24 protein-coding genes are annotated in these 22,761 nt (G+C 32.6%); 3 read left to right on the top strand and 21 right to left on the bottom strand.

What is annotated here, in order from left to right:
- Positions 1 to 8 precede the first annotated feature (8 nt).
- On the top strand, positions 9 to 1,838 hold the full coding sequence (locus tag Q4Q34_RS08820; protein WP_303316895.1) for a lysophospholipid acyltransferase family protein: 1,830 nt from the start codon (positions 9 to 11) through the stop codon (positions 1,836 to 1,838).
- Here Q4Q34_RS08820 and Q4Q34_RS08815 read toward each other — a convergent pair.
- From Q4Q34_RS08815 to Q4Q34_RS08800, 4 genes are all read right to left on the bottom strand, one after another.
- Entirely contained in the window at positions 1,835 to 2,260 is a 426-nt protein-coding gene (locus tag Q4Q34_RS08815; protein ID WP_303316894.1) for an arsenate reductase ArsC, read from the bottom strand. The genes Q4Q34_RS08820 and Q4Q34_RS08815 overlap by 4 nt on opposite strands.
- A gap of 136 nt (positions 2,261 to 2,396) precedes the next feature.
- Positions 2,397 to 2,888: a GNAT family N-acetyltransferase gene (locus Q4Q34_RS08810; protein WP_303316893.1), complete on the bottom strand. Its 492-nt coding sequence runs from the start codon at positions 2,886 to 2,888 to the stop codon at positions 2,397 to 2,399.
- Positions 2,872 to 3,369 (bottom strand): DUF6428 family protein, encoded by a 498-nt coding sequence (locus tag Q4Q34_RS08805; RefSeq protein ID WP_303316892.1) that lies wholly within the window; start codon positions 3,367 to 3,369, stop codon positions 2,872 to 2,874. The genes Q4Q34_RS08810 and Q4Q34_RS08805 overlap by 17 nt, the downstream gene beginning before the upstream one ends.
- A gap of 137 nt (positions 3,370 to 3,506) precedes the next feature.
- Positions 3,507 to 3,830 carry an ArsR/SmtB family transcription factor gene (locus Q4Q34_RS08800; protein ID WP_135877860.1) on the bottom strand — a complete coding sequence of 108 codons (324 nt, stop codon included), beginning with the start codon at positions 3,828 to 3,830 and terminating at the stop codon, positions 3,507 to 3,509.
- Positions 3,831 to 3,929: 99 nt separating this feature from the next.
- Between Q4Q34_RS08800 and Q4Q34_RS08795 the strand changes: the two genes are divergently transcribed.
- Complete coding sequence (locus tag Q4Q34_RS08795) at positions 3,930 to 4,292, top strand: DUF805 domain-containing protein (protein ID WP_303316891.1); 363 nt, start codon at positions 3,930 to 3,932, stop codon at positions 4,290 to 4,292.
- A 116-nt stretch (positions 4,293 to 4,408) separates the two neighbouring features.
- Here Q4Q34_RS08795 and Q4Q34_RS08790 read toward each other — a convergent pair whose 3' ends face one another.
- The 17 genes from Q4Q34_RS08790 to Q4Q34_RS08710 form a co-directional block, all read right to left on the bottom strand.
- Positions 4,409 to 4,861, bottom strand: a complete 453-nt coding sequence (locus tag Q4Q34_RS08790) for an NINE protein (protein WP_303316890.1) — start codon at positions 4,859 to 4,861, stop codon at positions 4,409 to 4,411.
- A 92-nt stretch (positions 4,862 to 4,953) separates the two neighbouring features.
- A complete protein-coding gene (locus Q4Q34_RS08785) occupies positions 4,954 to 5,409 on the bottom strand; it encodes a hypothetical protein (RefSeq protein WP_303316889.1) in 456 nt (151 codons plus the stop codon).
- A 66-nt stretch (positions 5,410 to 5,475) separates the two neighbouring features.
- Positions 5,476 to 6,234, bottom strand: a complete 759-nt coding sequence (locus Q4Q34_RS08780) for a sulfite exporter TauE/SafE family protein (RefSeq protein ID WP_303316888.1) — start codon at positions 6,232 to 6,234, stop codon at positions 5,476 to 5,478.
- 56 nt (positions 6,235 to 6,290) lie between these two features.
- A complete protein-coding gene (locus Q4Q34_RS08775) occupies positions 6,291 to 6,677 on the bottom strand; it encodes a VOC family protein (RefSeq protein WP_303316887.1) in 387 nt (128 codons plus the stop codon).
- Positions 6,674 to 7,138, bottom strand: a complete 465-nt coding sequence (locus Q4Q34_RS08770; protein ID WP_303316886.1) for a DUF1801 domain-containing protein — start codon at positions 7,136 to 7,138, stop codon at positions 6,674 to 6,676. The genes Q4Q34_RS08775 and Q4Q34_RS08770 overlap by 4 nt, the downstream gene beginning before the upstream one ends.
- A 4-nt stretch (positions 7,139 to 7,142) precedes the next feature.
- The gene (locus Q4Q34_RS08765; RefSeq protein WP_303316885.1) at positions 7,143 to 7,652 is read right to left on the bottom strand and encodes a DUF4199 domain-containing protein; all 510 of its coding nucleotides are present in this window, start codon (positions 7,650 to 7,652) and stop codon (positions 7,143 to 7,145) included.
- 15 nt (positions 7,653 to 7,667) lie between these two features.
- The gene (locus tag Q4Q34_RS08760) at positions 7,668 to 8,039 is read right to left on the bottom strand and encodes a VOC family protein (protein WP_303316884.1); all 372 of its coding nucleotides are present in this window, start codon (positions 8,037 to 8,039) and stop codon (positions 7,668 to 7,670) included.
- Between the two features lie 110 nt (positions 8,040 to 8,149).
- Positions 8,150 to 8,560 (bottom strand): response regulator transcription factor, encoded by a 411-nt coding sequence (locus Q4Q34_RS08755; protein ID WP_303316883.1) that lies wholly within the window; start codon positions 8,558 to 8,560, stop codon positions 8,150 to 8,152.
- 195 nt (positions 8,561 to 8,755) lie between these two features.
- On the bottom strand, positions 8,756 to 9,712 hold the full coding sequence (locus Q4Q34_RS08750; RefSeq protein WP_303316882.1) for a 2-hydroxyacid dehydrogenase: 957 nt from the start codon (positions 9,710 to 9,712) through the stop codon (positions 8,756 to 8,758).
- A 115-nt stretch (positions 9,713 to 9,827) separates the two neighbouring features.
- Complete coding sequence (mgtE, locus tag Q4Q34_RS08745; RefSeq protein ID WP_303316881.1) at positions 9,828 to 11,204, bottom strand: magnesium transporter; 1,377 nt, start codon at positions 11,202 to 11,204, stop codon at positions 9,828 to 9,830.
- Positions 11,205 to 11,225: 21 nt separating this feature from the next.
- A complete protein-coding gene (gene rsmA / locus Q4Q34_RS08740) occupies positions 11,226 to 12,020 on the bottom strand; it encodes a 16S rRNA (adenine(1518)-N(6)/adenine(1519)-N(6))-dimethyltransferase RsmA (RefSeq protein ID WP_303316880.1) in 795 nt (264 codons plus the stop codon).
- A 124-nt stretch (positions 12,021 to 12,144) separates the two neighbouring features.
- Positions 12,145 to 12,468 carry a DUF4286 family protein gene (locus Q4Q34_RS08735; RefSeq protein WP_135877808.1) on the bottom strand — a complete coding sequence of 108 codons (324 nt, stop codon included), beginning with the start codon at positions 12,466 to 12,468 and terminating at the stop codon, positions 12,145 to 12,147.
- Positions 12,469 to 12,516: 48 nt separating this feature from the next.
- Positions 12,517 to 13,029: a GNAT family N-acetyltransferase gene (locus Q4Q34_RS08730; protein ID WP_303316879.1), complete on the bottom strand. Its 513-nt coding sequence runs from the start codon at positions 13,027 to 13,029 to the stop codon at positions 12,517 to 12,519.
- Between the two features lie 2 nt (positions 13,030 to 13,031).
- Complete coding sequence (locus Q4Q34_RS08725; RefSeq protein WP_303316878.1) at positions 13,032 to 14,852, bottom strand: tetratricopeptide repeat protein; 1,821 nt, start codon at positions 14,850 to 14,852, stop codon at positions 13,032 to 13,034.
- A 679-nt stretch (positions 14,853 to 15,531) separates the two neighbouring features.
- Positions 15,532 to 16,803, bottom strand: a complete 1,272-nt coding sequence (serS, locus tag Q4Q34_RS08720; protein ID WP_303316877.1) for a serine--tRNA ligase — start codon at positions 16,801 to 16,803, stop codon at positions 15,532 to 15,534.
- 44 nt (positions 16,804 to 16,847) lie between these two features.
- Entirely contained in the window at positions 16,848 to 18,164 is a 1,317-nt protein-coding gene (locus Q4Q34_RS08715) for an HTTM domain-containing protein (protein ID WP_303316876.1), read from the bottom strand.
- On the bottom strand, positions 18,157 to 19,092 hold the full coding sequence (locus tag Q4Q34_RS08710; RefSeq protein WP_303316875.1) for a bifunctional riboflavin kinase/FAD synthetase: 936 nt from the start codon (positions 19,090 to 19,092) through the stop codon (positions 18,157 to 18,159). Before Q4Q34_RS08710 ends, Q4Q34_RS08715 begins: the two co-directional genes overlap by 8 nt.
- 82 nt (positions 19,093 to 19,174) lie before the next feature.
- On the opposite strand from Q4Q34_RS08710, the gene Q4Q34_RS08705 reads away from it, so the two are divergent.
- Positions 19,175 to 22,678, top strand: a complete 3,504-nt coding sequence (locus Q4Q34_RS08705; RefSeq protein ID WP_303316874.1) for a reprolysin-like metallopeptidase — start codon at positions 19,175 to 19,177, stop codon at positions 22,676 to 22,678.
- Positions 22,679 to 22,761 lie beyond the last annotated feature (83 nt).

The raw sequence follows: 22,761 nt of genomic DNA, 5'->3' as shown, positions 1-22,761 counted from the left end.
TTACAGTTATGACCAAACAACAAAATACGGGACTGGTAACTGCCAAAGAAGTCGCAAAAGCTATCCAATTAGACAAATATGGGTTTATAGGTACTTTTATTGGTTGGGTATTAATGAAAGTTCTTAAAATATCTACTCTTAATAGGATATACAAGCGCAATAAACACCTTAGTGATTTGCCTTTTTTGGATGGTATTTTAGATGACTTTCAAATTAAATTTGAAATTCCAGAAGAAGATTTAAAACGCTTACCAAAAGACGGTGCTTACATTACTATTTCTAACCATCCTCTTGGGGGTATTGATGGTATCTTACTTTTAAAGCTTATGCTTGAGCAACGAAAAGACTTTAAAATAATAGCTAATTTTTTATTACATAGAATAGAACCTCTAAAACCATACATCATGCCTGTTAATCCTTTTGAGGATAGGAAAGATATAAAATCTAGTATATCGGGGTTCAAAAACTCTATTTTACATTTAAGAGACGGACACCCGCTAGGTATTTTCCCTGCCGGAGAAGTATCAACATATAGAGATGGCAAACTAGTTGTTGATAAACCTTGGGAAGAAGCAGCAATGAAACTTGTTAAAAAAGCCGAAGTCCCTGTAGTTCCTATCTATTTTCATGCTAAAAACAGTAAATTGTTTTACAAGCTTTCCAAGATTAGCGACACATTTAGAACTGCCAAATTACCTTCTGAGTTATTGACTCAAAAACGACGTACTATAAAAGTTAGAATAGGAAAACCGATCTCTGTTGCCGATCAAAAAGAATATACATCTCTTGATGATTTCTCTAGTTTTTTAAGACGTAAGACCTACATGTTATCAAATGCCTTCGAGGATAAATCGAAGATTTTAGATAATATATCATCAACATTAAAGACGCCTAAAACGCCTAAAAGTATTGTAACACCTGTTGACAATACGTTGATGACGCAAGAAGTTGAAGCCCTTATTAAAAATAATTCCAGACTATTACAAAGTAAAAATTACCAGGTGTTTTTAGCAGAACCAAAAAGCATTCCTAATATTTTGCGTGAAATTGGACGTTTACGTGAAATTACGTTTAGGGAAGTTGGTGAAGGCACAAATGAAGCCATTGATTTAGATACTTTTGATACTTATTACCACCATATGTTTTTATGGGATGATGAGAAGAAATTAATAGCTGGTGCTTACAGAATGGGCTTGGGCTCTAAAATTTTTGAACGCTTCGGCATCGATGGGTTTTATCTGCAAGATCTCTTTAGGTTTGAACCTGAGTTGCATAAAATGATGAGTCAGTCTATCGAAATGGGACGTGCTTTTATTATTAAGGAATACCAACAAAAACCTATGCCTTTGTTTTTACTATGGAAAGGTATTGTACACACTACATTGCGTTTTCCTGAGCATAAGTTTTTGATAGGCGGAGTTAGTATTAGTAACCAGTTTTCTAATTTCTCAAAATCGTTGATGATTGAGTTTATGAAATCGCATTACTACGACCCATACATTGCACAATATGTTCATCCTAAAAAAGAGTTTAAAGTAATCCTTAAAGATGCCGATAAAGACTTTGTTTTTGATGCTACTGAAGCCGATTTAAATAAATTCGACAAGATTATAGACGAGGTCGAACCAGGAGCTTTACGTTTGCCCGTACTTTTAAAAAAGTACATAAAACAAAATGCTCGATTAGTCGCATTTAATGTAGATCCTTTATTCAACAATGCTGTTGATGGTTTAATGTACATTAAGATTGCCGACTTACCAGACAGTACCGTACGCCCTGTCATGGAAGAGTTTCAAGCTGAATTGGAAAGCAAACTGGAAAATAACGGAGACGCTTAAGCCAAGTTATATTGCTCCACAAATTCCTTAAAATAAGTTTTTATTTCTTCTCGTGCTTTTAAAAATGCAGCATGCTTTTCATCATCTGTACCTACTACTTTTGATGGATCGAAAAAATTATGATGCAAACGCAATGCATTTTTACTAGGAATATAAGGGCAGTTTTCATTGGCATGATCGCATACCGTAACAATATAATCAAAATCTATATCGGCATATTCATCCACATGATTAGAGGTGTGGTGATCGATATTTAATCCATCTTCTTTCATAATGGCTAAAGCCCCTGGATTTAAACCATGGGTTTCTATCCCCGCACTATAAACGTTTACTGTTCTATTATCTAAAAAATGATTTAAATATCCATGTGACATTTGACTTCTACATGAATTCCCTGTACACAATACTAAAATGTTTTTCATTCCTCTCTGTCTTTCAGACATCTCTCCAAAGGAGAGAAATCATAATTACTAATTAAACTTTTATTTAAAAATAAGTCTTTGTTCTCAGGTCTAACAGCGAAGCGGTCTTAAATCTTGTTACCGTCTCGACCTAACATTAATCTATCTTACTACTTCTTCTTTCCAGAAAATGGTTGTCGTACCATTTTCCATTTAATTGTCCTATTTTTTCACGAATACCAATGACTCTAAACCCACATTTTACATGTAAATTGATACTAGCTATGTTCTCCGAAAAAATACTTGCTTGCAAGGTCCAAAACCCACTAGCTTCACTTTCTTCGATCAGTTTTTTTAGTAAGGTTTCGCCTATGTGTTTTCCTTTAAATGCGTTTGAAATATAAACGCTTACCTCTGCAACTCCTTTATAAACATGTCGCTTTGAAACTGGCGATATTACTGTAAACCCTACAACAGTTGTTTTCACTAAAGCCACAAATCTACAAACCGAAACATACTTTGCATCCCATTGTTGCCAATTGGGAACTTCTGTTTCAAAAGTAGCTATTCCAGTATTAATACCTTCTTTATAAATTTTTGAAACAGAATTCCAATCGCTTTTTGTTAATGGTCTAACAACAATTTCCATCTGGCGAACAACAAACTTCGGCCTCTTTCGATACTGCTTCTGTAGGTTCTGGAACACCGCACAGTTCTTTAGCTTTACAATCCGTTTTTTCGATGGCTAATTTAACTATTAAATTGTTTCCTCTTATTTCGAAATCGTTAACAAATAATTGTGCTGTATGAAATGTTGCATTGCTGTATTCAAACTTTACCTCTGCATCTAAATCATAGGACTTCATTTTTCCAACTTTGTTTAAAATAGCCAAGGCTTTATAAACAGACATGTATTCTGTTTTACCTAATTCGTTTGGACTTTCCCAAAGTTGAATAATGGTTTCTTTCCAAGCATCAACTTGAGATCCGCAATCAACAGAATCGATTGCTAAATGCTTCACTTCTGTTATATGATAATTAGCTCCAACTAATAGGTTTGGCGCATATTCGAACAATAATGATTTATCCTGATTTTGCTCCAGTACTTTAAATAATTCTTGTGTTTTCATTTTTATTTAGATTTAGATTCCCGTTTTATTCATTATGTCTCATTTTTATGATACTGAATTTATGAGTCTTATGGTTTTACAGAAATGACGATTTCAACGAAAGTCTTGAGAAAAGCCCCAAGAAACTATTCTTCTATTTAACAACAGTTTGATTTTGTTGTGTTAAAAAATAGGTTTAACTGATTTTGAATGGTAGTCCATCGCTCAACATTAATACAATAGCACATGCTTTTGCCTTCTACTTCGCCTTTTAACAATCCAATACTTTTAAGTTCTTTTAGATGCTGAGAAATTGTGGCTTGTGCTAATCCTATTTCTTCAACTAAATCGTTACATATACACGCGTTTTGATTGCTTATGTACTGTAAAATAGCCACTCTTGCAGGGTGACCTAAGACTTTAAAGAACTGAGCCAGATCGTTTTGTTTCTCGGTAAACATTTGAGTTTTGGTAATTCCCATGATCTTATTTCATTTATTTACATATTGCAATATTACGATAATATATTTAAATAAAAAAACTATATTTGAGACTTATTAACCCCAAAATCAACTATTATCATGAATTGGTACTTAAAAGTATTAAAACAGTACGCAGATTTTTCTGGAAGAGCTAGACGAAAAGAATATTGGATGTTTTTCTTATTCAATATTATTATTTCTTACGGAATTATCTTTATATCGATAGGATTGGAAATGCCTTCTTTATCTATTCTTAGTTCTATTTATTCTTTAGCAGTTTTAATTCCTGGAATCGCTGTTGGCGTAAGGAGAATGCATGATGCAGGTAAAAGCGGCTGGTTTTTGCTAATTCCTATTTACAATTTAATTTTAGCTTGTACAGACAGTGAAGCTGGATCAAACAAATGGGGACCAAATCCAAAGTCTGATGCTGAAGAAATTGACTTAATCGGTCAAGAGTAATTTATTCAACTTGAGTCTTCCTTAACTATAGGTTGACTGATTATAATAGATTAAAAAAGCCTTCAAATTTAATTTGAAGGCTTTTTTCTTTTATATAAAAATCATAGTTTTTTCTATTAAAACCAAGGTTTTTGCCCTACTTGATAGGTGTTATAAAATTCTTCATCAGATTTAGTTAGGTATATAATACCTTCTATCAACCCTATAAGACCTGTTAACCCAGCTCCTAATCCGCAAGTAATAAATCCAAGAACAAATGTAACAACCAACATAATAATTCCCTCTTTATTATATCCTAAAATAAATTTATGTATTCCTAAAGGACCCAAGATAATAGCTAGAATACCTGCTAATACTTTTTTGTTTTCACCTGTTACGTTATCAAAAGTTTCTTTAGCCCCATCAGCAAACTCAGAAGCAGATTCTTTAACATCTTCAAATGTTTCTTTAGCTTTTTCTTTGGCATCTTCTGCAAATTCTCCTGCTTTATCAGCTGCTTTTTTTGCGCCCTCTTTTGCATCCCCTAACATATCGTTTAGATCGTCGCTTAAATTCTTTTCGTCAGACATAATGTTTAATAATTTTTGGTTATAAGATAAAGGTAATAAAAAAATAAATTTATTTGTAAAATTGTTGTTTTAACTAACAGTCCGTTTGTTACTTAATTGTTATCAAAAATCTTTTTTATAAACCCTTTTGTTTTTTTAGATACTTCAGATAACGTTTCTTTAGTTTCTTCAGCAAATCCTTCTAATTTCTCACTAGTTTCATCTACAAATACCGTTGTTTTTTCAGCAACCTTCTCTAAGGTCTCTCCAGCTTCTTCTGCAAATTCCTTGGCTTTAACCCTTGCCTCTGCATATTTTTCTTTAGCTTCAATAGAAAGTTTTGCACCTTTCTCTTTGGCTACTTCTGTAAGATCTTCTAATTTTTCGTTGGCTTCTTCCAAAAAATCATTCGCTTTTTCTTTTGTTTTATGGTAAATTTCTTTGGCTTCTGCTTTTAGTTTTTCGGCTTTATCATTAACAGAGTCTCTACTATGATACGAATCGTCTTTTATAATTTCAGCTTCATAAACTTTATCTTTGGTTTGATTTTTTTCAGGTTCTTGAGACATAACTATTCATTTTTAATGTACGCTATCTATATGTCTATCAACCTATAATAATGTTACAAGGAAAGACTATCTAAATAACATAACAGCACCTCCCAGTGCAGTGACAATTAATATAAAACGTCTGTAATTTATATTAGAAATTAATTTCACAATAGCGACACCTACAAAAAAACCAATGATTATTGCTGGAATTAAAACTGTATTTAAAACAAGTGTTTCTTTGGTAACTGTTTTCCAGACAAAAAAGTGAAAGGGCAATTTAAATACGTTTATAATAAAAAACAGCCATGCAGCTGTTCCTATAAATTCATTTTTTGGTAAACGCATCGCCAAAAAATAAATATTAGAAATGGGACCTGCTAAATTTCCAACCATAGTTGTAAAACCTGCTAAAAATCCAGCTCCAGTAGAAAACAATTTGTTTTTGGGAATGTCTTTAGATGCTCTGTTTTCTGTATAAAACATAATTAGAACGGACACAATTATAATAACGGCCATGATTCTTTTGAATAGCACTTCAGAGATATCATTACCTACCCAAACACCAACTAAAACACCTATAATCATCCATGGCATTAATTTTTTTATATAACCCCATTGCGCATGTCTGTTATAATATATTACTGCAAAAATATCTGCTACGATAAGCATAGGAAGTAAAACACCTGTAGAAGCTTTTTCACCAAAAACAAAAGCTAGTATGATTACGATTAAAATCCCAATTCCTTTAATTCCTGACTTGGATAAGCCTAATAAAAAAACTGCAAAACAAATAGCTGTCCATTGTAATGCAGTTAAATTGTATGATTCTAATATTGAACTCATTTCTAAATAAGTCAATTACTTATTATAATTAAAGTTTTTTTCGGATGAGCGCTAAATTACAAAAATGCGGAGTCGATTGGTTCCCAAAGTTCTATTTTATTACCTTCTGGGTCGACAATCCATCCAAATTTGCCATATTCATACGTTTCAACTTTTCCTATAATAGTAACACCTTCTCCTTTTAAAACTTTTAATAGTTCAAGTAAATCTTCTACTCTAAAATTCATCATGAAATGCTTCTCACTTGGCTCAAAATAAGATGTGTCTTCTTTAAAAGGAGACCATTGTGTCGTTCCTTTGCCTTCTATATCGTCTTTCCACTTAAATGTCCAACCGTAAGTATCTACTGGAATCCCTAGATGTTTACCATACCATGCTTTAAGCTTATCCGGATCTTTCGACTTAAAGAAAAACCCACCTAATCCTGTAACGCGTTTTTTCATTTTTTTCTATTCTTTATGGCTGTTTCATAAATATTAATCCATTCGTCTGCATCAATTTTACTGGTTAGCTCTCCAATGAGTTCAAAAGGAATATCATTCATTTTTTTAAAACGAATACAGCTTTTTCCCATGTCCAGCTTATACTTACATTGTTTTGCATATTCTGAAGTAAACCAATCCATGAGTTCTTTTTTTGAATAAAGCGCCATACTATAAACAGCTATAAAATTCTTTTGCGACGCTAAATTCATGAACGGTAAAGGTAATTTAGGATCACAATGGTAGCCTTCTGGATATACTGAATGCGGGATAACATAACCTAGCATGCCATAATTCATTTGTTCTTCCATCCCTTTTGGGAGATTTTCTAAAATTTGTTGTCTTAATTTTTTAATCGGTTCTTTTCTCTCTTCTGGTAATTCATCTAAATACTGTTGCGGTGTCGTGGCTTTTGATTGCATATTGTTAGTTTTTGCGCTGTAAAATTAAGGCTGATAATAAGGAGATGATAATTCCAATTGCGAATACTATTGTGAACATAATTGCCCAAGTAAATATTGGGTTTGCAAATAGTTCCATTTGCTCTTCTAATGCTGCTTTTTTTAATTCGAATTCATTTGCTGATAACGTATTTTTCATGCCTTCCAAAGCATATGCTTTGTATTCAACAACAAAGTCAGGGTTTATCACAGTTACATAAACAACATCTAAAAGGCCTATTACTATGCCGGAAATTGCTGAAATCACCAATCCAATGAGCAATGCTCTTTTAAATGAAATAACACCATTATTTATTTGATCTCTAAAATGTTTTATTCCAAAAAACACGAAAGATAATGAGGCCAAAATAGATATGTAACCGAGAACCTCTAAGGTTGCAAAATCAACATTCCAATCGAAAAAATGTCCACCAATAAAAATAAGCCCTCCTGTTAAAGCTGAATAAGCTCCAAATTTTTTAATTGTACTTAGCATAATTTCTATATTATATTAAACATGTTGATCGATTAAAATGGTATTACCGTCTGGATCCATTATAACAAAACTTGCTGGTCCTGTGGTATTTTCATCTGCTTCGTTTTCAAATTTGATATTTTTACTTTTTAAGTGTTTTTGAACATCCCGGACATCGGTAAAATCATTTAATTTATTCGCATTTTCATCCCACCCAGGATTAAAGGTTAAAATATTATTCTCAAACATGCCTTGAAAAAGCCCTACTAAAGCATTCCCGTTTTTCATAATGAGATAATTTCTTTCTAAATCGCCTGCGAAAACCTTAAACCCAAGGTTCTCATAAAATACTTTAGAAGCGTTAATATCTTTAACGCTTAAGCTTACCGAAAATGCTCCTAATGTCATAGTGTTAATTTTAAAAATTAATATTTGATTTTACTGGTATAAAATTACCAGCGATTGCTATAATCGGCCTCATACTAAAGTACCAAATGCCTTATACTTTAGTCCTAAAGCTATAAAATCTTATGGTCTTTTGCAATTTGAACAGCTTGGGTACGTCTTTTTGCATTAAGTTTTACTAATAAATTGGAAACATGGGTTTTGATTGTACTTTCTGATAAAAATAATTTTTCAGCAATTTCTTTATTAGATAAACCTTCTGAAATGGCTTGAAGCACCTCATACTCGCGAGAGGTGATCTCCAATTCTTTAATTTTTTGATGATTTATATTTTCTGGAGTATTTTGTGGCCTATGTAAACTTTTTTTATTGATATAAATACCAACAATAAAAAACACAATGGCAATAGCTGTAATAATAAATTCTATTGTAGTTCCTCCTAGAATTAAAGAGTATTTACTAATTCTAAAAATGGTATAGAGCGCAACAATTAAAAGTGTAAAAACTAAAATAGTTTTTTTCATATGCTAAATTTAACGAGTTAGAGCAATGATTTTTGATAGATTTTAATTTTTACTGAATGTCAGGTTGAGCGCAGTCGAAACCTATTAAGTTTATGGATTTTAATGACCTTTCGACTGTACTCAAGGTGACGTATAAATATCCATTAAATACAAATCATTTAATATGAGTAATTTTTTAAATTTAACTCGTTAAATTTAGCAAAAATTCACTTTAATTTTATCTATAATGGTTTGCGCTAATTTCTCTTTACTCTCAATAGTCCAACCAGCTACATGTGGTGATAAAATAACGTTTTTCGAATCGATTAAATATTGAAAGGCTTCTGGCACCTCTGTAAGGTTTGATGTGGTATCTTTTTTAAATAGATTTTCAAATGAAGCTTTTTCGTATTCTAAAACATCAAGACCTGCACCTAGCATTTTTCCAGATTTTAAAGCTGAAACTAAATCTTTGGTTACTACGCTTTTGCCCCGTGCTGTATTTATTAACCAAAACGGTTTTTTAAACTGATTGATAAATGCATTATCAAACATATTTATAGTTAACGGTGTTTCTGGCGTATGTAAGCTTACTACATCTACTTTGTTTTGAAACTCTGCTAGTGACACTTGTTCTGCATTTGCATCGCCTACACGCTCTTTAATATCGTAGCAAAGCACCTCAACATCAAAACCTCGTAACTTTTTGGAAAAAGCTTTTCCCATATTTCCGTATCCAATAATTCCTACTGTTTTTCCATCGAGTTCTATACCTCGGTTATCTTCACGTAACCATTCACCTTGTCTAACTTCTAAGTCTGCTTTGTTAAGCTTGTTAAATAATGATAATAACATTCCCAATGCATGTTCTCCAACGGCATTTCTATTTCCTTCTGGTGCCGAAATTAAGGTTACTCCTTTTTTTTCAGCATAATTACAATCAATATTTTCTAATCCTGCACCTACTCTTCCTATAAATTTAAGGTTTGTTGCTGCATCTAAAAACTGTTTGTCTATGGTAAACCGGCTTCGTAATATAATCCCATCATAATCTTTAATCTTTGCTTCAATGGCTTCTTTTGATGATGTGTAATCTTCATGGTTTGTAAAGCCTAGATCGTTAAGTTGGTCGATCATTAATTCGTGATTGGTGTCTAAGTGAAGTATTTTCAAAATCTATTTTTTTGAATTCATTTGTTATTCGATTTCTCTCTGTGTTTGAAAAGGGTGCGCCAATTTAATTTACCAATAATTAAATATTTACGTTTTTGAGGCTTATGTTGGAATTTTAATTATAGATATTTATTATTAATTCGGCTATCCAAAAATAAAGAAGAATTCCTAAAATATCATTACTGGTTGTTATAAATGGCCCTGTTGCAATAGCAGGATCTACTCCACGTTTATTTAAGAATAACGGTACAAAAGTTCCTATTAAACCTGCTACAATTATTACAACTACTAATGAAACCGATATGGCTAATGCTTTGTCTAATTCTCCTTTGTAAAACCACACGAATAAAAATAAAAAAATGGCTAGTATAACGCCATTTAGGGCTGCTAAAAGCATTTCTTTTATCAACCTGCTATTAACACTTCCTCTAACATCATCATTAGCTAATCCCTGCACAATAATCGCGCTAGATTGTACGCCTACATTACCTGCCATTGCTGCTATTAAAGGTGTAAAAAAGAAAAGGATGGCTTTTTCTTTAAATGATTCTTGAAAACCTTCCATAATTAAAAAAGCACCTACGCCTCCAACTAAGCCTAAAACTAGCCATGGTAAGCGCGCTCTGGTAAGGTCTAAAATACTATCATCGGCTTCTACATCTTGTGTAATACCTGCTGCTAATTGATAATCTTTATCGGCTTCTTCTTTTAAAACATCTACAATATCATCAATGGTTATTCTTCCTAGTAATGTTTGATTTTCGTCAACAACCGGAATGGCTTCCAAATCGTATTTTGCCATGACTTTAGCAACATCTTCAACATCTTCGTTTACTTCTACATAATCTACATTGGATATGTAGATATCTGCGATTTTTTTCTCGTTTTTGGCAACAATAAGATCTTTTAAGGAAAGGCGGCCTATGAGTTTATCTTGCTTATCAACAACATAAATAGAATGTACTCTGGTTACTTCTTTGGCTTGTCCTCTAATACGTCGTAAACAACCTGCAACTGTCCAGGTTTCATAGACTTTAACAAGCTCTTTTGCCATGAGCCCACCGGCGGTATCTTCATCATAAGTTAAAAGTTCTGTGATTTCCGCCTTATGTTCTTCATCTTCAATTTTCGAGATAACTTCTTGTTGGCGTTCTTCTGGTAACTCAGAAATAATATCTGCTGCATCATCGGTATCTAACTCTTCAATTTCTTCAGCAATTTCTTTAGCAGAAAGATTTTCTAATACCTTTTCTCGATTGTCCTCGTCCAGCTCGGTCAAGACATCTGAAGTCGTTTCAGAATCTAGAAGCTTTATTACGTATACTGCGTCTTCTAAATTTAATTCATCTAAAACTTCGGCAATATCTGCGTAGTGAAACTCTTTTAAAAGCTTTTGTAGTTCTTTATCGTTTTGGTTTTCGACTAAAAGTTCTACTTGCTCAATAAGCTCATCTGTAAGCTGAAATTGTATGTTTTCTTTTTCTTCTAACAAAAAAGGAAAATTTAAAAGGTTCTACACGTCTTTTTCAATCAATTGTGTGAGTTCGATAAATTCTTGAACATTTAATTGTTCTGGACGTTTGCCAAATATAACATTTGCTTTTAAATTATCGGATAAATTGAATGTTTTTAAACTGTTACGAAGTGTTTTTCTACGTTGTTGGAATGCGGTTTTTACGACTCTAAAAAATAATGCATCGTCACAAGGTAGCGCATAATCCTTTTTTCTGATAAGTCTTAATACGCCTGATTCTACTTTTGGCGGTGGATTAAAAACATCTGGTGGTACCGTAAATAAATATTCGGCATCATAATACGCTTGTGCTAAAACGGATAGAATTCCATAAACTTTACTGCCTTCTTTAGAACAAATGCGCTGTGCCACTTCTTTTTGAAACATTCCAGAAAATTCGGGGATTTGGTCACGCATTTCTAAAGTTTTAAAGACTATTTGCGTAGAAATATTATATGGAAAGTTACCTATGATAGCAAAAGGCTCCTGATTAAAAACAGTGTTTAAATCGTACTTTAAGAAATCTTTTTCTATGATTCTTGGTGCCAGATTTAAGTAATTGGACTGCAAATATTCTACAGACTCGGTATCTATTTCTATCACATATGTTGTGATCTCTTTTTTTAGCAAATACTTAGTTAACACTCCCATTCCTGGGCCAATCTCTAAAACCTTTTTATAATCTTTTAAAGTAAGTGTATCGGCAATTTTTTGTGCAACAGATTCGTCATTTAAAAAATGTTGTCCTAAATATTTTTTTGCTTTTACCTGGTGTTGATTTGGATTGTGCGCCACGAATTATAGATGTTTATAAATACAAAAGTAAGTTATATAAATGGATTCCTTGCTTCGACTAAGCTCAGCGACTACGCACAGATATTTTAGACCTGACAGGTTTTAAAAACCTGTCAGGTTTTTTTTATTTAAAAGTTACTGAGTATTCATCAATAATTTCTAGTTCTGTTCTAAACGCTAACATCTTATCTGCAAATTTTTTCATCCCATCAGCTCGCAATTTTTCGGCGTCTTCTCTATAATAAGCATCTAAGGCTTCTCGCGAATAGGATCGATATTGAATGGAATAGGTCACTCCTCCCATATCTTCTTCTACTAAAACTCTACTTAAAGTTGCTTTTTCAAATTTTCCTGTAGATAATACTTGTGGAATATGTTCTTTTATCCATGTTAACCATTCGTCATGAATAGATTCGTCTATGTTTGCTGTTACGTTGTATATAATCATTATAGTCTGTTTGTGGATTCCTGCCTTCGCAGGAATGACAAAATTTATTTATAGCGTTTTTGCAAATAACAGGAGTTCTTCATCATCTTCAAAAGGTTTTACTCTTTTTTCACACATAAAGCCCAACTTTTCTAATAACTTAATTGAGTTTTTATTATAGGGTACTGTTATCGCTATAAGTTTGTCTAATTTAAAAGTTTGTTTTGCTAATGCCATAATTCCTTTTGAAGCTTCGTAACCAAAACCTCTGCCTTCATAATCAGGAAGAAATGCAAATCCAAGATCTACATCATCCAATTCTTTTCGTTTTGCAAGTCCGCAAGTTCCTATAGGTTTGTTCTTCTCTTCTTTTAACTCAAGCTTATAAAATCCGAACTTGAAATCATGGTAGCTTTTAATCGTCTTGTTTGCAAGATACTTTTCTGCATCTTCTACACTTTTTAGATTTTTATCACCAATATATTTAAGTGCATTAGGTGTATTTGTTAGTTCTAAAAAAAATGATGCGTCTTCAATTGTGAATTTTGAAATAATTAGGCGCTCGGTTTCTGTTATTATCATGGCTAGTTTATAGCATCACCCCGTAGTGCTCTATAGCGTTTTCTGGCATCTACAAAATAAATACTATCGGCATGATTAAAGATTATTAACTCATATAGCGTTTTTGCTTTTTCGGGCAAATTCAGTTGTTTTTCATAAATCTCTGCTAATTTAAAGTAGGCATCGTCTATTAAAATACCATCTCTATAATTAGCTATAATGGCCTCATAATTGGCTACGGCTTTCTCGTATTGCTTTTTAGCTTCAAATAATTGAGCTTGTTTATATAATGCCTGAGCAATTATAGGTTCGGTTTTATGTTCGGTTAAAATCTTATTTAATAATGAAATAGATTCTTCATTCCTATTTTGAAAAGCTAGCAGATCTGCTTTGGAATACAGTTTTAGAGCTGTCTGTAACGAGTCTTCATATTTATTATCAGAAATAAGTAGTTTTAAATCTAATGCATCATTAGCAATAAGTTGAGAGGTTGACGCTTTTAAAATTTTAAGTTGCGACTCTGCCCATTTAAAATCGCCCTTATAATAGCTTGCTTTTGCCACTTTATAGCGTGCCTCTTGAGAAATGGTACTATTTTTTAAATTACGCTGAATTTGTGTATAGTAGATTAACGCTTTGTTGAACTTTTCTTGTAATACGAGAATATCTCCTAACTCCAACTTAACCTCTGCTTTCTGTAATTTAGTTATTGGTAATTTTAGTGTGTTTTCTAAAAATGCTGTTGCTTTATTGGTTTCATTCATATAGAATGCTAAAAAATGAGCATACGCTATTTGTAATTTTAAGGTTTGTGAAAATGTCCCGAAGTCCTTAAAAAGTGCTAAATATTTAGTATTAATATTGTCATAATTTTCTTTTGCACTTTCTTTAGTCTCTAATTGAAGTAAATTATAATGCGCTTTTAGTTTCGTATCTGCGTCTTGCGCCGTTTCAATTAGGTATGTGAAAATGTCTTTAGCGACATCATTTTCGTTTTCATTAGAGGCTATATATGCTAACTCTTCTATCCTTTTTAAGTTATCTGGCTGTCTATTAAAAATGGCCTTTTCTTGAATAAATGCTTTTTTAAAGTCTTTTTGTTGAATGAATAACCAACTTAACAATTCATTCCAAAGCAAATTGGGTTCTAACTGATTTTTTTTTAGTAAAACTTTTCGAAATATTATGTTGTTTTCATTCGCACTATTCTCACTTATAAAATCACTAATCGCTCTTTTAATATTATTCAAACTTACGGGATTAGATTCTGCAAAATGAATGTAGCTATTAAACATTTTTTCTATATTTCCTTGCTCTCCATAAATTTTAGCCAATTGTAGATTAAAATTAAAATCGGGGTTTAATAGCATCGCTTTTTCATAAGATACAACGGCTTCGTTTAAAAGTGTATGACTCTGAAAACTTCTTGCTACAGAGAACACGTTACTCGCTCTTTCATCTATAGTCGCTATGGCTTTATTGTAATTAATTGTAGCATTTTCCAAATCATTTTTAAGCTGATAATTATAACCCAATTCCACTAAAAATGCAGGATAATTAATCCTTTCCATCAATTTTAAAAGAAACGTTTCTACTTCATCATATTGCTCTAATTGCTGGTACGTAATTACAATTTGATTGATATAATTAATATTGGAAGGCGATTTGGCATATAACTTTTTATATTCATACAATGCCTTTTCAAAGTCTCCTTTTTTGAAATATTCCTTTGCAAGGATATCATTTTGAGAGAACATGGTTGTACAAACTAATATGAATAAAATATGGATATATCTCATAACGTAAATATAAGAAATGTAACATGTAGATATTGTAATATTCATGAATTTTTGAACTCACATAGAAATTACAAAGCAAAAATTATGAGATTCCACCGTATAGTGTAGTGGGATTAACTCAACTTATTTTTTTGAATATGTTTTAAAAACTCTTCATAGCTGGGCTTCGTTAAAAAAAATGCCCGAATAAAAATTCGGGCACTAACCAACCAAAATAAATGTTCCATTAACTACCGTTAATATTAAAAACGATGTAATATATGATTGGGGACAGTTTTTATAAATAAACTCATCTTGACTTTTTCTATTTCCTAAAAAATGGCTAAAATTCGCTCATATTTCATTATTTTTTTATGCATAGCGATGCTATGCCTTTCAAAAAGTGCTTAATCTGAACACATTTCAACTCATTTTCGGTTAAAAACAAAAAGTCAAGATGAGTTCAATGAAAAAAATCTCTATTTATTTACGACTGCAGTAACTTCATTTTCAGACTTAGAAATTTCGAAATCTGAAAATAAAACTTTGCTTGCAAAAAAGATTAATGTAATTAATATTACTATGCGTTTAAAGTTCTTCATGGTTAGGTAAGTTTGGTCTAGCTAACATCCAAAATATATACCTTAACGCAAAAATAATCGTAGCTTAATCGTTAAACAGCATGCTAAAAATGTATTTCATCGATTTTATAATCAAAACACTTACGAGGCGTAGGTTTTAACTCTCAATTAATAATACTGAACCCTGTATAAGCTTGTAGTACTTCTGGTATTACTATACCTTCTTTGGTTTGATAATTTTCTAAAATTCCTGCAAGTACTCTAGGTAGTGCTAAAGAGCTTCCGTTTAACGTATGTGCTAATTCGTTTTTACCATCACTATTTTTAAAACGTAACTTTAAGCGGTTTGCTTGGAAAGTCTCAAAATTGGATACTGAAGAAATTTCTAACCACCTGTCTTGTGCTGTAGAAAACACCTCAAAATCATATGTTAGTGCTGATGTAAATCCTAAATCTCCTCCACAGAGTCTTAAAATTCTGTATGGTAATTTTAGCTCTTGAAGAATTGTCTTGATATGATTTACCATACCATCTAGAGCTTCATAAGATTTACTTGGGTGCTCTACTCGTAAAATTTCAACTTTATCGAATTGATGCAATCTGTTCAAGCCTCTTACATGAGCACCATAGCTTCCAGCTTCACGACGAAAACATGGTGTGTAACCTGTAATGCCAATAGGGAGTTCACTCTCATTTAAGACTACGTCTCTGAAAATATTGGTTCCTGGCACTTCTGCAGTTGGTATTAAATACAAATTATCTTCTGATACGTGATACATTTGACCTTCTTTATCTGGTAACTGCCCTGTACCGAAACCTGATGCCTCGTTTACTAAATGTGGTAACTGATATTCTGTATAACCTGCTGCTGTATTTTTATCTAAAAAGTAGGCTATCAATGCGCGTTGTAACCTAGCTCCTTTACCTTTAAAAACTGGAAAACCTGCCCCTGTAATTTTATTTCCAAGTTCAAAATCTATGATGTCGTATTTCTTAGCTAGCTCCCAATGTGGCAGAGCACCTTCATGTAAAACAGGAATGTCTCCTTCTTTGAAAACTTCTTGATTATCTTCATCTGAACTTCCTGAAGGCACAATTTCATTTGGAACGTTAGGGATTTTATAGAGTAACTCCTTTAACGCATCTGACTTGTTATTAAGGGTTTCGGCAAGTTCTTTTGAAGTTTCTCTTAACTGTGTTGCTTTTTCTTTTAAAAGATTTGCTTTTTGAGCGTCTCCAGATTTAAACAAGTTCCCTATTTCTTTAGATAATAAATTAGATTCTGCTAACGTATTATCTAATTCTGTTTGGATACGTCTTCTATCTTCATCAAAGGACATAACATCATTTACCATTTGAGTAGCATCTAAATTTCTTTTTGCTAATCGTTCAATTACTAATTCTTTATTTTCTCTAATAAAAGGGACTTGTAACATGTCTTGAAAATTTAAGCGACAAATTTAGGGAATTACTAAGATATTTAATCGTCTTTTGAAGGTAAAATCCAATCGTTATGTTTAAACGTATTCCATTCAACACTTGATAAATCTACTTCTTGGTTTATTAATGTTTTATATGGTTTTCCGTTTACACTTACTTTGCACTCAACATAAACCGCTACCTCTTGATTATCCTCTTTAAACTTTTGTTTTAAATGCTGTGCAAATTGCCAGATGACATCTGGTTTTGTACTCGCAGAACGTATTTGCTTTGGAGTTAAATAGTCTCTCAAATTAACTATAAGACTTTTTCCGGATTCTTTATTTTCAACCCAATAATTTGTTCTACCACTTTTCGATCTAAGCATCATGCGCCACGAAAGTCTATGTCCTTCTTCTGTCCAAAGTACATTGTCTTCAATAAAATGATGCCGTAGTGGCAATCCTATTTGAATTAAAAAATAAACGGATAAAATAACTAATAGAGGCGTTTTCATCTTTGGAATTACAATAGCTTCTAAATTGTAAAAGGGTTTCTTTTTCAAAAACAACTTTTGAATTGTTTCAGCTTCAAAAAAGAACAATGAAAAGGCTAACGACAAGTAAGGAAAAATACCTATTTGAAATACAATTGAATTAAACAAATGAAAGAAAATAGAAGCCATAAAAGCATATTTTCTTGTTGGTTTAAATAATAATAATGGGACTATTAACCCATCAAACAAAATACCCCCATAAGCTAGAATATAATGTAGCCATTTCTGTTGAAGTATGTCACCTATTAAAATATAATCTTGCTTACTTTGCATAAGTATCTCCATAACACTAGTATCTAACCAATCTGGATATAATTTTGCTATGGAAGCATACGTATAAACAATAAAAAGTTGTAATATAATAACCAAACGACACCATTGAGGCATTGATAAACTTTTTAATTTAGGGTTTAGTTTTACGTCTACTGAAGCGTATTTATGTGCCGGGAGAAAGACCATAATACTACTTAAAAGCATCAATAAATAATAGTGATTATTATAAGACGATTTCTGCATTAAATAAGTTACAGCCCACATGAGGGCAAAACATAAGGCGCTCAACCTATATTTGTAACCTACCATAATGCATAATGCAAACAGGCCCATAATGGCATAGTAGTAATACATACCATCCCCTGGAAGCGGTTGTAACCATTCAAACCCTATAAAAGAAAAGGTAAACTCTGGTTCTACTAACGTTTTCCTAATCCAACCAGTAACAATAGCACCAACCGATTCTAAAAAACAAAGTAATCCGAAAATAATTCGGAAAACGATCAATGCAGAATTATCAATATTTTTAAATAGCCATTTATTAAGCATGGTGCGTTGCAATATATGTAAGTGCCATTTCTTTATCTTTTTTTAATTGCATTTTTAAGGCTTCTACAGATTCAAACTTTTCTTCATCGCGAATACGGTGTAATAATTCAATTTGAATTTCTTCCCCATAAATATCCTTATCAAAGTTAAAAAAATGAACTTCAATAGTTTCTTTTTTACCATTAACAGTTGGGTTTACACCTATGTTCATCATACCATAAATTGGTGTACTATCAATAACAGCTTTTACGATATAAGATCCTTGTTTTGGGATTAATTTGTAATCTTCTTCTACTTTCACATTGGCTGTTGGAAAATTTAATTGTCTCCCTAACCCTTTACCTTTTGTTACTGTTCCTGTTATGGAAAAGTTATAGCCTAAATAAGTATTGGCTTTAATAATATCTCCCTCTTTTAACGCTTTCCTAATTTTAGTAGAACTCACCGCTACATCATTTATATCTTGTGCTGATATTTCTTCGACCTCGAATCCATAAAGGTCTCCAAACTTTTTCAAATCATCGATATTTGCATTCCTATTTCTCCCAAATCTATGATCGTAGCCAATAATTACCTTTTTTGCATTTAGTTTATCGACCAAAATTTGTTTTACAAAATCTTCTGCCGAAAGTCGTGAAAATTCTTTGGTAAATTCTTTAACAAGTAAGTAGTCCAAACCTAAATCGCCTAAAATACTTCGTCGTTCGTTAATCGTATTAATTAATTTTATATTAAAATCTTTCTGCAAAACCATTCGGGGATGCGGGAAAAAAGTTAGAATTACAGATTTTAAACCATCTGTTTTACCACTAGTAATTAACCGCTTAACTATCTTTTGATGTCCAACATGGACACCATCAAAAGTACCAATTGTAACCACTGTATCTCCCACAGATTTATAAGTTTTAATGTCTTTTACCTTACCCATTTAATAAGTTAAATTGCTAATTTCACCTAAAAAAGCTAGATTTGTTTACAGATTGCTTAATAAAACGCCCTAAATATTTTTTATGAGAACAAAACTACATTATGTTTTTTCAATAGCAATGCTTTTGTTTGCATTTTCAGCTATTGCTCAAAATTCTTCATGGAAACAGGTCGAAAATATAAAAAATCCTGAAAAACTATCTAAATTTCACTTAGATAAAAATAAAGTTCATCTATTTGAACTTGATATGAAATCGTTTGAAAAAAGTACGGCTTCAACAACTTTAAGGGGTGCTAAAAACAAAAAAGAAACGATCATTTCTTTACCGGGAATTAACGGACAAATTGAAAGCTTCAAAATTTTTGAAGCACCTGTCTTTTCACCCGAACTCGCTTCTAAATACCCAAACATTAAATCGTATGTAGGTGTTAGTATAAATAATTCTGGAACACGTTTGCGAATGAGTATGTCTCCTCAAGGTATACAAACCATGATTTCTTATGTTAACAACTCTAATGTGTTTATGCAACCTTTAACAAAAGGTTCTAGTAAATATGTTGTTTATGATAAACGTTCTAAAAACTCTTTTGCCGATAAATTTGAATGCAAAACTTTAGATAAATTAAATAAATCATTTAATAAAAGTACAGAAACAGCAAAGGTTAATGAAGGGGGTGCTAATAACCAAATACTACAAAAATTTAGAATTGCCATTTCTACAACATCAGAATACACAGCTTATCATGATGACGGAAATGCTGGTAATGGGGATGCCATTGCTGATGCACTTGCGGCAATAAATACAACTTTGGGCAGAGTTAATGAAATCTTTGAGACGGACATGGGGGTGACGTTTGAGCTTGTAAATGCTACGCAATTAATATATAATAATGCTGCTACAGACCCTTACTCTGATGCTTCTGAGGGAACAGATAATGATAATTCAAATAATACTAACGGGTGGAGTCTTCAATTACAAAATACATTGACTACCGAGCTTGGTAATGCTGCTTACGATATTGGACATCTCTTGGGGGCTACAGGCGGTGGTGGAAATGCTGGCTGTATTGGATGTGTTTGTAGAAATGATAACGCAGGAGATCTCTTAGACAAAAACAAAGGTAGTGCATATACGTCTCCTAGTGATTCGACTCCTGAAGGTGATACCTTTGATTTGGATTTTGTAGCTCATGAAATTGGACACCAAATGGGAGCTAATCACACTTGGGCTTTTGAAAGTGAAGGAACAGGTGTGAATTCCGAACCTGGAAGTGGATCAACCATAATGGCATATGCTGGCATTGAAGGGGCAAATAATGTAGAACTAAATGGTGATGACTATTTTCATTATCATAGTATTAAACAAATATTGGATAATTTGAGCACTAAAAGTTGTCAAACCACTGAGGCAATCTCAAATAACCCACCAAGTGCTGATGCCGGAAACGATTACAGCATCCCTAAAGGTACTGCTTATGTTTTAAAAGGTGCTGCTACCGATTTAGACGGAGGGGACAATCTAACATATTGCTGGGAACAAATCGATGACGGAATTACCAATTTCCAGAATTTTAGTTCTACATTAACTTCTGGCCCAATGAATAGATCGCTTCCGCCCTCAAACTCTCCGGATAGATATATCCCTAAATTTGCGAGTGTTATTGCCGGTAATATCATACAAACCAATCCTACATTAGGTAGTGACTGGGAAACAGTATCTACCGTTGCACGATCTTTAAACTGGGCATTAACCGTTAGAGATAGGTCACCAGCTACTTCAACAAATGGTCAAAGCAGCTATGATACGATGCAAATCACCGTTGAAGATGTGACTCCTTTTACCATCACTAATCCTATATATTGGGCACCAGGGTCTATGCAAACCATTGAATGGGAAGTAGGGCAAACAACTAACGCTACAATAAATTGCCAAAATGTAAACATAAAACTATCAACTGATGGAGGTGCTACATTCCCCATAACTATAGCGTCTAACACACCAAATGATGGTTCTTTTGATTATACAGTGCCTGCCATGACTGATACTTCTACAGCACGACTATTAATTGAAGCCGCAGACAACATTTTTTATGATGTTTCTAACTTTAATTTTTCTGTTTCTTCTGCTCCTAGTTTTTTTATAGTTGAAGAAACTTTAGATCCAATTGATTGTAAAGCAACTACAGCAACATTTAATTTCGAATATGTTGCGGCAAATGGTTTTTCAGAAAATACTGTTTTTAGCGTTTCAGGAAACCCAGCAGGTTCTACGGTTACTTTTTCACCAACAAATTTAAGTGATTCTGGAACTGTCACAATGACTATTAATGATTTAGATGGCATTGCTCAAGCCGACTACCCTTTAATAATTACAGGAACTTCAACATCTATTACAAAAAATAATAATGTCACATTTTCCTTTTTCAATGGGACTTGTTCTTCCGCTGGAAATACAACGTTTAACACTAGTACAACGTTAGTTCAATTTAATTCAATTAATAATGCCTCTGCCAAACCTTCTGGCTACTCAGATTATACCTCTATAACTACAAATTTAAATAGAAACGTTTCATATGATTTAACAGTGAATGTTAACACTGACGGAGATTATACCACAGCAACTAAAGTATGGATAGATTGGAATCAAAATTGTAGTTTTGATGATGCAGGTGAAGAATATGATTTAGGGGATGCTTCTAATGTTGCCAATGGAGCAACAGCTAGTTCTCCAATTTCAATCACTGTTCCTTTAAACGCTGTCCCAGGGAATACCACGATGCGAGTTTCAACAAAATTCAAAGATGATGGATTACCAACTTCTTGTGATAATGGTTTTGATGGAGAGGTTGAAGATTATACAATCAATATATTACCAGATGATTTTGAATTTGATACCTCAATAACCTTAGTTCAATTTAATACTATCAATCAAGCTTCCGAAAAACCTTCTGGTTATTCCGATTTCTCATCTGTCATTACTGAAGCAAATAGGGATAGTTCATACGATTTAACTGTACATGTTAATACCGAAGGAAATTTTACTACGGCAACAAAAGTATGGATAGATTGGAATCAAAATTCCAGTTTTGATGACCCTGGTGAAGCATATGATTTAGGGGATGCTACCAATGTTTCAAATGAAGCTACTAATAATTCACCGCTTTCTATTAGTATTCCAATTGACGCTGTTTTAGGAAATACTACCATGAGAATAGCTACAAGGTATATTGGAGACTCAGGTAATCAGGAACCAATTCCTTCGGAAAACGGTTTTGATGGCGAGGTTGAAGATTATACCATTACAATAATACCAACCCTAGCTATTGAAGAATCTGGTTACGACAACCTAATAATATATCCCAACCCTAATAGCGGGAAATTCAATGTTAAACTAAACGGTGCTTTAAATAGAGATATTACCGTTGAAGTTTTTGATGTAAGAGGACAATTTATTTATCAAAATATATTTGAAGGTACTGGTGACTTTAACCAAAGTGTCGATTTAAAAAATGTACAACCTGGCTTGTATATTTTAAGAATAAGTGATGGACTTAGAGGATCTGCTAAAAAAATTATTATTAAATAACATTGTCTAAAAAGCTTAGAAATTGTCATTTTGAGCGCAGTCGAAAAATCTCAAATTAATATGTTTAATTTTAAAAAGATTCT

The organism is Flavivirga abyssicola (assembly GCF_030540775.2).
In the GTDB taxonomy this organism is placed as follows: domain Bacteria; phylum Bacteroidota; class Bacteroidia; order Flavobacteriales; family Flavobacteriaceae; genus Flavivirga; species Flavivirga abyssicola.
Note: the sequence above shows the minus strand (reverse complement) of the source record. Positions and strands in the feature narration are given on the sequence as shown.

Bases quoted from the DNA above. Each gene is read 5' to 3' on its own strand.
- Q4Q34_RS08755 (WP_303316883.1), bottom strand. From the start codon at position 8,560: ATGAAAAAAACTATTTTAGTTTTTACACTTTTAATTGTTGCGCTCTAT.
- Q4Q34_RS08795 (WP_303316891.1), top strand. From the start codon at position 3,930: ATGAATTGGTACTTAAAAGTATTAAAACAGTACGCAGATTTTTCTGGA.
- Q4Q34_RS08805 (WP_303316892.1), bottom strand. From the start codon at position 3,369: ATGAAAACACAAGAATTATTTAAAGTACTGGAGCAAAATCAGGATAAA.
- Q4Q34_RS08735 (WP_135877808.1), bottom strand. From the start codon at position 12,468: ATGATTATATACAACGTAACAGCAAACATAGACGAATCTATTCATGAC.
- Q4Q34_RS08705 (WP_303316874.1), top strand. From the start codon at position 19,175: ATGAGAACAAAACTACATTATGTTTTTTCAATAGCAATGCTTTTGTTT.
- Q4Q34_RS08800 (WP_135877860.1), bottom strand. From the start codon at position 3,830: ATGGGAATTACCAAAACTCAAATGTTTACCGAGAAACAAAACGATCTG.
- serS (WP_303316877.1), bottom strand. From the start codon at position 16,803: ATGTTACAAGTCCCTTTTATTAGAGAAAATAAAGAATTAGTAATTGAA.
- Q4Q34_RS08710 (WP_303316875.1), bottom strand. From the start codon at position 19,092: ATGGGTAAGGTAAAAGACATTAAAACTTATAAATCTGTGGGAGATACA.
- Q4Q34_RS08725 (WP_303316878.1), bottom strand. From the start codon at position 14,852: ATGAATATTACAATATCTACATGTTACATTTCTTATATTTACGTTATG.
- Q4Q34_RS08785 (WP_303316889.1), bottom strand. From the start codon at position 5,409: ATGTCTCAAGAACCTGAAAAAAATCAAACCAAAGATAAAGTTTATGAA.
- Q4Q34_RS08730 (WP_303316879.1), bottom strand. From the start codon at position 13,029: ATGATAATAACAGAAACCGAGCGCCTAATTATTTCAAAATTCACAATT.
- Q4Q34_RS08790 (WP_303316890.1), bottom strand. From the start codon at position 4,861: ATGTCTGACGAAAAGAATTTAAGCGACGATCTAAACGATATGTTAGGG.
- Q4Q34_RS08820 (WP_303316895.1), top strand. From the start codon at position 9: ATGACCAAACAACAAAATACGGGACTGGTAACTGCCAAAGAAGTCGCA.
- Q4Q34_RS08765 (WP_303316885.1), bottom strand. From the start codon at position 7,652: ATGCTAAGTACAATTAAAAAATTTGGAGCTTATTCAGCTTTAACAGGA.
- Q4Q34_RS08815 (WP_303316894.1), bottom strand. From the start codon at position 2,260: ATGAAAAACATTTTAGTATTGTGTACAGGGAATTCATGTAGAAGTCAA.
- Q4Q34_RS08760 (WP_303316884.1), bottom strand. From the start codon at position 8,039: ATGACATTAGGAGCATTTTCGGTAAGCTTAAGCGTTAAAGATATTAAC.
- Q4Q34_RS08715 (WP_303316876.1), bottom strand. From the start codon at position 18,164: ATGCTTAATAAATGGCTATTTAAAAATATTGATAATTCTGCATTGATC.
- Q4Q34_RS08810 (WP_303316893.1), bottom strand. From the start codon at position 2,888: ATGGAAATTGTTGTTAGACCATTAACAAAAAGCGATTGGAATTCTGTT.
- Q4Q34_RS08780 (WP_303316888.1), bottom strand. From the start codon at position 6,234: ATGAGTTCAATATTAGAATCATACAATTTAACTGCATTACAATGGACA.
- Q4Q34_RS08775 (WP_303316887.1), bottom strand. From the start codon at position 6,677: ATGAAAAAACGCGTTACAGGATTAGGTGGGTTTTTCTTTAAGTCGAAA.
- Q4Q34_RS08770 (WP_303316886.1), bottom strand. From the start codon at position 7,138: ATGCAATCAAAAGCCACGACACCGCAACAGTATTTAGATGAATTACCA.